Source organism: Paraglaciecola sp. (genome assembly GCF_051252315.1).
Classification (GTDB): Bacteria; Pseudomonadota; Gammaproteobacteria; order Enterobacterales; family Alteromonadaceae; genus Paraglaciecola.
In genome coordinates, this window is record NZ_JBPOFP010000029.1 from 33,655 (window position 1) to 45,240 (window position 11,586).

Below are 11,586 nucleotides of genomic sequence, written 5' to 3' on the forward strand. Positions count from 1 at the left end.
TTTATACTGCTGATTTTAAGCAGGTATTTTCACTAACTAGTATAAAAATGCTCAGCGTTAACTCACTGAACTAGCGAAGGAGAATAGGGTATTTCGCTAGTCATTTTTAATGAGTTAAATACAGCCCTCAACTCTTAGAATTCGCCCCTCGGTAGATCGATCAAATATTTCCTTTAGTTCGGACCTTGAACGTTCTTCAATGAAATTGTCAGCAGTTTCGACAGAGGGAAATTCAATCACCACTAAAAATTGTGGAAGGTCACGACTGTCTCGCACTACTCTAGGTTCAGCACCTTTCACAATGTAGCGTCCACCATATTTTTCTATTAACTCTGGTATACGTGCAGCATATTCCATGAACTCTTCCATATCCTTTATGTTTACATCTACAACAATATATCCACGAATTTTTTTTCCTACTTTCAGTGTTGATTGCCTTGTCCGAGCTTATGGTACAGGTTTTCCTCTAATAGTCCGAAATAAGGAACATAAAGATTTCACTTCGAAAAACACTATCGTTAACAATATTTTTACATAACCATATGATTTTTATTAATTATTTTTAGTCGGTGGAAAATTTAATACTTGTAGATTTTTAGTGTTCCTCTTATAAAGAAGATAATGATGTCAATATTACTAGGGGGCAAGATGGCGCATTTCAGACCGTTGTTTAAATATATTAAAAATCATGATGTGTTATTCAGCGAACTAGCACTCGTTAGAGATGGTTATGCAGAAAGCTTAGGGTTAGCGAACTATGTGTACCATAAAACACCTAAGTTTATCACCGAGGATGGTCAACGATTAACCATAGAGCCAGAACGCAGTATAGTGGTTAATCACTATCAATCTTTAACCGGTATAAAAGATATCCTACAACAAGAGATTTCTGGCTTTTACATCATTAATAATAGTGATATTGGTTTTCGTTACCCTACTGCTGCTATTGCTGGGTTAGATGCGCCTTTTATCAAACGTTTCCGTTCTGAATATTTTCATGAAGCAGATGAAAGTCGCAATATGTGTCATCCAATCAACTTGTCTTATGGAATTAAAAGTCGTGGAAAAGCAGATAATCGTCAGGAGTATGAAATTTGGGTACCTGATGAAGCGTTAGAACAAGACACTTCTGCCTTGTTTATTGAAAAGTATGGTGAAGATTTGCCAGAAGATGTCCGAAATTTTGCGACTTTACCGCCAGTTGTTCATGGTTGGATGGGAGTGAAACGCGCTGCTTTTGAAGCCTTGTATATCAATAAAAAAGAGATGGGGGATATTGCAATTAATCTAGCCTTATCAGTAGATGCTTATAATATTGGAGCTAACCCCGATTTGTCTTATTCAGAACAAGCGGATAGCTCTATCGCCCTACATAATGCTGAATTTGAATGGGAAGTTATGGGTTACTATGCTCCAGAAAACAGTCATATGAGCCACGATCAAATATGGCAAAGCATTAATTTAGCCATAGAAGCAGTCAGTCAACCGCTTAACTCTATCTACCATTCTAAAATTATTCCTAGTAATGAAAGTAAAACTGAGAGGATACTGTCGACGGTCAAAAAGTTAGGGGTGACCGACCAACACATTCATGATGTAAACTTAAGGCCATCTGAGTTTTTGCAAACACACAGTTCAACCCGAAGTAAAGCACATGATCCGTCAAGACAAGTCAATTTGCTCGGTCGATTGAATCGTTTGTTTTACCAAGAACAACATAGATTACCATCATTAGCCTACATGCATGATCTCATTGCTCAGCCTAGCCCTAAGGCAACTCGGACCAAAGGCTAGGAGAATGTTTAGATAAAGTTAGAGCTGAATGAAATAAAACAGCTCTGCTCATCTCTAGTTGATTAATGAAGTGGCTTAATTTTGATATTTCTAAACCAGACTTTATCACCGTGGTCTTGCAACACTATGTGACCACCGGGCGACTTGGCAAAATGTTCCCAGTCTTTAAATTTACTGCCAGCGATAAGAGCCTTCCAGTTGTCATCGAACATTTGCACATCAACTAGTTTGTAACCATTTAGCCAGTGTTGTACGTGACCATTGTTGATTATTAGGCGTACTTGGTTCCACTCACCGGCAGGCAGCACAGTCACAAACTTAGCTTTAATTAAGTCGTAGTTGTCGCCTGAACGGTGTTTTTCAATCTTGCCATCACCGTGGTGTGGGTTATCCAAAATTTGCATTTCTGGGCCAGTTAAAAACGGGTACTCCAACTCTGGTCTTTCTTTTACATTGTATATAATGCCGCTGTTACCCGCATGTTGTACTTTCCATTCGAGGTTTAATTCAAAACTCTCAACGGGTTCTGGCGTGATCACTATGTCGCCGCCGTTTTCTGTTTGCCATCCTGTTTCGTTAGGTTTCTTTCCTGCGAAATGTAGCGTGTTATCAGCAACAGACCATCGCTGGCCAATATGTTGTTGGTTGTAGTTTCTATAGTGGCCAAGAGATTGACCGTCGAATAATAACTTCCAGCCTTGGGCTTTTTCATCTGCCGATAACGTATTGTGCGACACCTTATAATGGGTATTTAGCTCAACAGGTTTGTTTTGTGGAATAACGTTTAGCGTATACCAAGCTTCTGTTGTCCAAAGTTCGTGATTATTTTCACTTTCAAACCCACGTTTAATTCTGAAATACACCACGTGATTGGCTTTTAACCCATCAAGTTTTATGGCAATTTTAGTGCGATCTTCAGACAAACTGAGCCCTTGAATATTAAGTGTTTCTAGACCTTTTTTAGGGCCTCCATAATCAGCGGTGGGTTCGAAGTACCATTGTTGAATATCAAAATCGCTGGCTAATATTTGTCGGTTAGATTTAACCGGCTCGGTTAAGGTGATTTCAAAACCATCAGAGTGAGCGCTGATACTTAACATTTCAAAGGTAGAGTTTTGGTTGTAAGTCAGGCTTTGTAAACCATACCACTTTTTATCACCGTGGCCCCAGTTTCCTGGATTACCTACGCCACCTACCACAAGGCTGCCATTAGGTGCCCATTTTAAACGGTTGACTCCGGCTTCTAATCCTTGGCTAAAGCGGAATACTGCGCCTTGTAACCTGCCGTCAACACGTTCGGCAAATACCCGTTTAATACCGCCATGGGTTACGTCACCGTGGATCATTTGGTTTTGATATGGACCAATATTCAATGGAGCGGGTTGACTGGCTGAGTTGCCAATATCACCTTGTGGTAACCAAACAACCGGTAAAGTTTCGGTTAAGTTGGCCGTGCCTTCAAAGTCTACTGAACGAGAGCCATACCAAGCACCCGGCGTCAGCTCGACTATTTTACAAGCTGGTAACCAGTCACCTTGGTTATCGGCAATGAATAGTTTGTTGTCGATACCGCGTCCAATAGTATTAGGGGTGCGTAAACCATGAGCAATAAACTCTACTTCACCCGTTTGTTTTGAAATTTTTATGACTTTACCGCGGCTAGGGGCTTGAGGATTTGCACTGGCTCCCCCTGGTAAAATAGCTGTGGCTAGTGCGCCATAAAAATAGCCATCTTCATATTCTAAACCAAAGGCAAATTCATGGAAGTTGTCTGTTACAGCCCAGTCATTTGAAACCAGCTCATATCTGTCGATATATCCATCTTTGTCTGAGTCAACTAAACGGGTGAGTTCTTGTTTTTGTAAAACATAAATCTCTCCATCAACAACTTTAACACCGAGAGGTTCAGCTAAACCTTTGGCGATACGTTTTACTTTAATATCTGCTGATTTACCTTGGTAATTTTCAACTAGGTATACCGAACCTTCAGGATCCCAAGTCGTGACTACCATGCGGCCGTCTTCAAAAAAGTCGAGGCCGCCAACCATAGGTTTAAACTCTTCTGGGCGCGCTTGGCTCAAGCTAAAGGATGGATGAACGCCTGCCACTTCTTGTTGATCGCCCGGCACTGATTTAATAATGTCTGGGTCTGTGATGACTTCTTTTACTTCTTTTAAGTCAGTTTGTTGTACTTGCATCATGTTAGCAGGTAATACTTCAAAGGCTTTTGATTCGGGGTTTAACCACTGCAAGGATAAAGCTCCGCCACCGCCGGCTTGAAAATATATTATTTCTAATTCGTGTAATCCTGCGGGTAATTTTACATCAGCGTCTTTTGCTTCGGGCGCATGAAATCCCCAATTATTTATGATGCGCTCACCGTTTATGTATAAGTAGGCGCCGTCATCAGCAACTAACCTTAAAGTAGTGGTTAAAGGTTGCGTTAGATTTAAGTGGGTTTTTACTAAGTACATAAAGTTTTCAGGATTTGGCCCTAAATGTTCTGTATTAGAAAAATGTACTTTTGGTACCCAAGAACCTAATAATGGAGTGCTGGTACGTGCATGGTTTTCATCTGGGTCACCATTTAATAAATCCAGCTGATAAATATATGCGCCCTGTTTGTTGTCTTTAAATTCAGGGGTTTGAGGGTCTAAGCTGATCTTTGTGTTACCTAAACCAAGCAATATGCCATTGGTTTGTGAAGGCTCACTCACCTCTGTTTTTAAGCTAAATATGTAATCTAGCATCCCTTTAGCGTCTTCATCGGATAGTGCGCTGTGAGGCGTCATGGGTACATCACCCCAATTTCCGGCGCCACCTTGAATGATCTTTTGGCTCAGTGCTTGAAGGTTGTCATCTAATGAACCGTATCTATTAGCTATCGCGGTATAAGAAGGACCCACTGTTTTAACGTCTGCGTTATGGCATGCAGCACAGTCACTATTTTGAATTAGGCTTAGACCTGGGTGAACTTCTTCTTGAGGTGTTTGAATCATTTCCGGCTGTTCTTGTTGAATCTCAGAAAACTCTGCCTGCACATGAGTGTCGCCATTTTTTAGAATGAGTTGATTGTCTTGAATTTCACCTGCTCCAGAGACAGTTCGAGAATTGGCTGTAGGTAAGTTTTGTAGTGTTAACGAGAGTCCATCAGGCAGATTTTTAACGCTAAAATGTCGAATATAAGATAGGCCACTTGTGTTTGTTGCGGCACTTGGGCTTTCTTGAATTTGCGCTTCCCACGTTTTGCCATTTATCGACCCTGTGGCGCTATAAAGCAAATGGCCTTGATCATTAAGTACTTGATGACCACGATATGTGACTTGGCCTGTCTCAATTTTCCAACTTGAATCATGTTGGACAACAAAGGTTTTTCCGGTAGAACTGGGTTGTGGTCCATGTTTTTGGTCAAATACGGCTCCAGATAAGCTTAAATCACCTTTCCATAACTTAAACAGTTGCGCATTTTTGGTGTCGTAAGCAGCAGTAATATCGTCATTTAGTTTAAGATTGATGATACGAGTTTCGCCATCTAGTGTGGTTCGTGTGGCAATTAAACTAGGTTCCTTGGCCTCTGTAGTGACTGTTTGTTCAGTTGATTTGTTACACGCCAAACTTATACAAGCAGTGAGTGTAATGAACAAGTGAGTTCGAGGGAGAGTAGAGATTTTCCTTAATAGCATAAACGCGCAACCTTAAATTAACATATTTTTATCATACGCTTAGCTAGGTATTTGGCATAGCAATTTGCATACGTATTCAGCTAAATTTGAATACGTATTAAGCAAAATGTCGCAATAAAGATCAACAGCCCCTAGTGCACAGTATTATAAAACAATTGTGCTAATTCACGATAAACACTGGCGAAATCCCAAAACTCTTTTGTATTGATATTGGCATTAACTGCAATTGCCATTTTGTAGTCAGGAATGACAATTAACCAGCTTTGACCACCCCGAGATACGCCACCATGATGGAATGTTTTGCTTTTAGTCTTCCCTAGTTTGATATTTCCTTGTCGCCAGCCAATTGCGTATTTTTGAGGATTAACCAGGCCATTATTTAACGTTTGAGGCTGCCAGATTTGGTTGACAATTTCGTTATCTAAAAATTCTGGATTAAAATAACCTAAACCCAATTTAATTAAATCACTCGACGTTGATATAAACCCACCCCCAGCAAGTCTGTGACTAAGATCAACTTTTCGCCAAACTCTTAGTTTTGTTGATTTTTTTGTTTTATCCCGCCAATAAGGGGTTGCTAATGTTGGGCTAGCTTTTTCACCGAGTGTTACGTGCATCTTCAAAGGGTCGAGAACTTGTTGTTTGACCCACTTTTGATACTTCATACCGCTCGCTTTTTGCATTAAATTGCTTAATAACACAGTGCCTAGGCTTGAATAACTAAATTTTTCACCGGGAGGAAATAATAGTGGTGTTTGGTCAAACAACTTTGTTGCTTGTTCAACATCGTCATAATGTGTTTGAAGCCTCATAAAGTGCATTAACCCTTCAATATCTTTGGTTTCTTTATAGTGCGGTAGGCCCGCAGAATGCGATGCCAAGTGTCGTGGTGTAATATTTTTCCATTGCGGATTTGTCGGGGATTTAAATAGTGTTTTTAGTGGCTGATCTAAATCAATTAAATCCGCCTGCATCAAACGCGCTAACGCAGTCGCGTTGAGTGCTTTAGACGTGCTGCCAATTCGAAATTGCGTATCTACTGTGGCGGGTAATTCTTTCTCGATATCTGCCCAGCCAACGGCACCAGCCCAAACTTGTCTGCCATCAATGGCTACAGCAGCGGTAATGGCTGGTGCGTTGATATTTAGTCGGTGTTTGGCCAAGGCGGATAGAGCTTGCTTGCCTACATAAGTAAAGTCAGGTTGAGATACTTTCTGTTGTTGTGGTGCGGAGCTGGGGAATGTTAGCCATCCCCAAGGCGCATGTGCCCAGCCTTTTTGATGACTTAAAAAACCATAGACTGGCCACAGAAAATATAAGGTCCAGCATAACAATCCAATTAACGTTGCCCCAACAAGTTTTGTTCTATTGGTTACTCTCATTTTTACTCCATTTCATTTACGCCGCAAAAAAGCGGATAACTGTTTTAGTTGAGGAGCAAGTGTGGAAAATTTGGCATTTAAGAACTAACCAAAATCGAAAAAGTGTTAATCAATTTCAAAAATAGAATAGGCGATTTCAAAAAAGACAGGGCATTTCTGAAATAACATCGCCTTTACCTAGATCGGCATTATTTTTTTGTGAGCTGTCGATAGTCGCTGGGAGATTGACCAAATGCTGATTTGAATGCCCGATTAAATGACGTAATCGAACCATAACCAACTTCAAAGGCAATCTCTGTAATCGGTTTATTGCTATCCGATAGAAGCTGTTGACTGGCTAACGGTAAACGGTAGTCGTTTAAATAATGTGAAAAATTTCGATAACCTAATACTTGATTGATCAACGACCTTAATCTGTGTTCTTGGCTATTCAAATGTTCAGCGAGTCTAGTCAGAGTGAGATTTGTTTCGGTAAAGCCTCCTTGGTTCTTAAACTTATTCAGTTGTTGAAATAGCTCTAGGTACTGGGCGGGTACTTCAATCTGATTATCGGTTATGGAAGCGTCTTGTTCTACTTCGGATAACAAGTGTTGTGACGGCAATGAAGGTTGCTTTAAGCAGATGATGCCTAACATTGTCGAGAGCGATAACAATATAATAGCGCCAATAATTGAGCCAGTTTCACTGCGCATAAATAAGGTGCCACTAATTTCACTCATGACATAGACGGTTAGTATCAAGCTAGAGATAATCAGTAACACCGCTCGTAATCGACGCCGAGCATCGACTAGATCATCTTGCCATTGTTGTAGGCAGACATAAACTAAATGCAACACCGCTATAATCGCTAGCCAATGAGACACATTATGGAACCAGCCGTTACCCTCAAGGGCGATAAAAAAGTAACTATGCCAACTAAAATAGAGTAAGAGTATTGTGCTCAATGCGAACTTAGTTAGAGTCGAAATTTCATAACTAAACGGACGTTGCACATCTGATAACACTAAAACACCCCAGGCCCAAAGGGCAAACGGCAGTGCATCAACCAATACCAGCAAATAAGGCCTGAGTTCCAATAATAATGGTGGTCGGTAATTCATGGTTAGTATTACTGAACAAGCAACACAACATAATAGTAAGGCCAGTAAAGCTGCATCGACATTCAGCACTTTGCTTCGAACCTGTTGCCAACCCACCAGTGCAATAAACAACAACACTTGGCCTAAACACATTAGGCGTAAACTGATATCCAACAAGCTTAACTCTGATAAATTCAACGAGTTTCCTCTGGGTTAATTACCATCTGTGAACGACTCATAATTTCACAATTATAATCTCAAAGTAGTTGGATGTTAACTTAGCTAAAATTTATATGTTTTCTAGAGTAAAGAATAGCCATGCTTTTTTGATTTAACGCGTATTGAGGCTGTCTATTTTGCCGTATATTACACCGAGTGCGGTTCCAGTTAATAAAACCTGAATTAATTGAAAGCCTAAATTGTAAACTAGGTATGTAGAAATTGGATTGATGTCAATTTTAGCTGCCATAGCTAGTCCCATGACTGAATAGATCACAGCACCTATCAGCATATTAAACTTAATACCTTGCACTATTGGATGACCTGTTCGATAAAAAATTGGGTAAAGGTACGCAATTACAACACCTTGTATTACCATGGAAAACATTCCTAAGGGTACACTTGGGATTGGTCGAGTGTACGCTCCCATTTCTCCATATAAGTCATGAAACCAAATCATGTGCCAGGGATATGCAATCAACATGGTTAAAACAACATAAGATATTGTTGCCAGTAGGAATTTTTTTAAATTTAGCATAATTACATTTCCATCATTTCTGATACAAGCATTGATCCACCTATACTTATGTGAGGGCAAGCCTCTGCCATTTTAGCCATGAGTTTCGCTTCTTTTTCGGTGGTTTTTGGTATGTTTTCGCTGTAATACCTCAGCATATAGATTGTCATCTGGGTTATCCTTTTCTTAATGGTCTAATCAAAATAGATAAATCAACTTGCAAAATGCAAGTTGATTTATCTTAGGTATTCTACTTGTGATTTGCAAGTGCTATTATGAGTTCATGAAACCTAAGGAATAAGATGAAATATAGATCTCACTGCCCAATAAATTTTGCTCAGGAAACATTTGGTGATAAATGGAGCCTGCTGGTAATGCGAGATTTAATTTTTAAAGATAAAAAATACTACAATGAGTTTTTAGCTTCAGATGAGAAAATCTCAACCAATATTTTGGCTGATAGGCTCAGTAAACTCGAGATGAATGGATTGATTATTAAATCAACTGATAAGGAAAATCAGGCGAAGAAACGTTATTCTTTAACTAACAAAGGCCTCGATTTATTGCCCATGTTGTTAGAGATGATCGCCTGGTCGGCGAAATATGATAGCCAAACAGAAGCTCCCGATACCTTTATCCAAAGTTTAAAAAGTAACAGACAAGCTCTTATAGAAAAGTTGACTGCTGATCTTGGAGATATCACGGCCTAAGAAAGTCTGACTCCAGGATGAAAATCATTACTGGGCCATTTAATACCAATTGTTTAGATAAATTGAAACTAAATGGCGCCATCGTAGGGTTAATCATTCTGATGCAATGTGCTAATTGCATCAGAATGGAACTACATAACAAAGTTGGGTAGAGGAACAGTAATCTCGGTGATTGTGGTTTTTTCGTTATTTAAAAATTGTTTAATGATGTGTGTAACTTCAGGCGATACCATAAACAAGTTATGTCCGGCATTATGAATAGTCACTTGATGTAAATTAGATAAGCCACTTACTGCTTCAGCTTGAGATTTTACATAGGTGCGTCCATCCAAAGTACCTGTAAATAATAACGTCGGCACCGAGCTAATTGGTTTTTGCCTAAATTTATCGCCTAGGTCTAAATCAGGTATTTGCTGATTTAGATGAGGCATAGGAAAGTTTAAGTATTGGCCCAACAATGATGTCTTGGCTTGTTCTTCAACTACTGTGAGCCGCTCGTTGGTAATTCCGGATGCAACATCCATTGCTAAACTCATTAGGTTGAAAGAAATATGTTCTTGATTAAAGTAACCACTTTTAAGGGCAAGTTGAAGGACAGATTCTTGGCCATTAGCTAAGCCGTTATACATAGCTAAAAGTGGCGCAACCCCTCGTTGAGGATCAGAGATCATTCCTGAAGTCATTAATTGCATGTGACGTTTTTGGAATAGGAAATCTAAATGAGTTCCATCTTTTAGAGGAATTTGCGTTTTGATTGGGAGTTTATCTAGGTTCTCGAGCACATTTGTTATTAGTCCTATTATGTTGGGATACATTTTTGCTGCATCAGATTGTTGGTTGATAGCGGCTTGTAAACGTTGAAAATACGCTTCAGTACGAACTGGTAATTTAACGGTTTGATTGAGTCCTTCGGCACTGGCAATAACCACTTTGTGTATTTTTTCAGGCATCAATTTCAGTGCGGTTAATGCTAAATGGCTGCCATAAGAAATACCCCATAAGGTAATTTTTTCTGCATCAAAATGTTGACGTAAACTTTCTAAATCCAAGGCGTTTTGTATACTTGTATAGCCAAGTGGGTCTGCACCTTCTTTTTGCCAAAATGTAATACATTCCTTCGCTGCCAAACGGTGTCTTTTAGCTACCTCATTATCTGAAAGCGGTTCGTTTAAAGGAATTGTTTGACTGGAATTACATTTAGCGACGGTTTTCGAGGCGCCAGTTCCTCGTTGGTCGAGCGCAATAACGTCTCCGAACTCACGTAACGCCATAAATAATGGAAAACGAAAGTTAGGGTACTTAGCCGTTTTAATTCCTGAGCCGCCTGGCCCACCAGACAAGTAAATAATGGGGTGCCCAGGGGTATTGGAAGTGCTTGGAAATCTGACATATTTAATGGGTATGAGCCGACTATCTGCTTTATTGCGGTTCTCTGGAACCTGAATAACTCCTTCAAACGCGTCTGTGGTGACGCCATCCATAGTTGAAAATGTAATGCTTTTTTCGTTTTGAAAAGATTTAGAGTTTGCTTTTAAAGGTAGATTGATTAACAAAATTCCAGCGATAAATAGTATTTTAATTATTTGAGTCATGTTCATATTGAGTTCCTTGTTGGTTGATTAAAATTAAACAATATGAACTGACTTTGTGCTTTCTAAATTCTATTAAAGGTATTGATTTTAAAGATGAATTCTACGAAAGGTAGGTTATTTCCGGTAAACGGTGCTGTTAATAAACGTCCTATTTACTTATAGTATTTAGCATGAAAAATATTCCTTTAATTATTACCCTTATGCTCTTGCCAGCATTGTGGGCAAGTGAGACCGTTGCGCAAAAGTTTATTTCTGTCGACCGTCAGAATCTTATTACTTGTATATTCGATGAAGAGACAAATAATGAAGCGCTAATGAATATGCCTTCGTTTTCAGAGTCTAGTTGTAAGGAGGGAAGTGCTGCAGATTTGGATCCTCAGGATAGGCTAGTATGGGTCAAAGCAAACCTTCATATCCCCCATAATTATGTGAAAGAAAACCTGAGCTATGCTTTGTATCTGTTTGGTAAAACGTCTAGCGAGGTATACTTAAATAATCAAAAGTTAGGCTTCAATGGCACTCCAAATATTCAGCCAGACAAGGAGTTTGTCGGCAAGATGGATGTCAAATTTGTTATTCCTCAATACCTATTAAATGAAGGGGACAATGC

Annotated in this window: 8 protein-coding genes and 1 pseudogene; 3 read left to right on the forward strand and 6 right to left on the reverse strand. The window is 39.5% G+C overall.

Features of this window, described 5'->3' with window-relative positions; genetic code table 11:
- Positions 1-114: 114 nt before the first annotated feature.
- Positions 115-426, reverse strand: coding sequence for a DUF1330 domain-containing protein (locus ACSHXM_RS07865; protein WP_435688209.1), 312 nt, complete (start codon positions 424-426; stop codon positions 115-117).
- A 222-nt stretch (positions 427-648) separates the two neighbouring features.
- Between ACSHXM_RS07865 and ACSHXM_RS07870 the strand changes: the two genes are divergently transcribed.
- On the forward strand, positions 649-1,794 hold the full coding sequence (locus ACSHXM_RS07870) for a hypothetical protein (RefSeq protein ID WP_435688201.1): 1,146 nt from the start codon (positions 649-651) through the stop codon (positions 1,792-1,794).
- Positions 1,795-1,856: 62 nt separating this feature from the next.
- On the opposite strand, the gene ACSHXM_RS07875 is transcribed toward ACSHXM_RS07870, so the two are convergent.
- The 4 genes from ACSHXM_RS07875 to ACSHXM_RS07890 all read right to left on the reverse strand — a co-directional run bounded on the left by ACSHXM_RS07875 (position 1,857) and on the right by ACSHXM_RS07890 (position 8,695).
- Positions 1,857-5,408 carry a family 16 glycoside hydrolase gene (locus tag ACSHXM_RS07875; protein ID WP_435688202.1) on the reverse strand — a complete coding sequence of 1,184 codons (3,552 nt, stop codon included), beginning with the start codon at positions 5,406-5,408 and terminating at the stop codon, positions 1,857-1,859.
- Positions 5,409-5,608: 200 nt separating this feature from the next.
- Positions 5,609-6,859, reverse strand: a complete 1,251-nt coding sequence (locus ACSHXM_RS07880) for a serine hydrolase domain-containing protein (protein WP_435688203.1) — start codon at positions 6,857-6,859, stop codon at positions 5,609-5,611.
- A gap of 188 nt (positions 6,860-7,047) precedes the next feature.
- Positions 7,048-8,136 (reverse strand): helix-turn-helix transcriptional regulator, encoded by a 1,089-nt coding sequence (locus ACSHXM_RS07885; protein WP_435688204.1) that lies wholly within the window; start codon positions 8,134-8,136, stop codon positions 7,048-7,050.
- 133 nt (positions 8,137-8,269) lie between these two features.
- Entirely contained in the window at positions 8,270-8,695 is a 426-nt protein-coding gene (locus tag ACSHXM_RS07890) for a hypothetical protein (protein ID WP_435688205.1), read from the reverse strand.
- Between the two features lie 281 nt (positions 8,696-8,976).
- Between ACSHXM_RS07890 and ACSHXM_RS07895 the strand changes: the two genes are divergently transcribed.
- On the forward strand, positions 8,977-9,384 hold the full coding sequence (locus ACSHXM_RS07895) for a winged helix-turn-helix transcriptional regulator (RefSeq protein ID WP_435688206.1): 408 nt from the start codon (positions 8,977-8,979) through the stop codon (positions 9,382-9,384).
- 131 nt (positions 9,385-9,515) lie between these two features.
- Here ACSHXM_RS07895 and ACSHXM_RS07900 read toward each other — a convergent pair whose 3' ends face one another.
- Positions 9,516-10,982 (reverse strand): alpha/beta fold hydrolase, encoded by a 1,467-nt coding sequence (locus tag ACSHXM_RS07900; RefSeq protein ID WP_435688207.1) that lies wholly within the window; start codon positions 10,980-10,982, stop codon positions 9,516-9,518.
- A gap of 164 nt (positions 10,983-11,146) precedes the next feature.
- On the opposite strand from ACSHXM_RS07900, the pseudogene ACSHXM_RS07905 reads away from it, so the two are divergent.
- A pseudogene (locus ACSHXM_RS07905) lies at positions 11,147-11,586 on the forward strand (hypothetical protein); the annotation flags it as partial.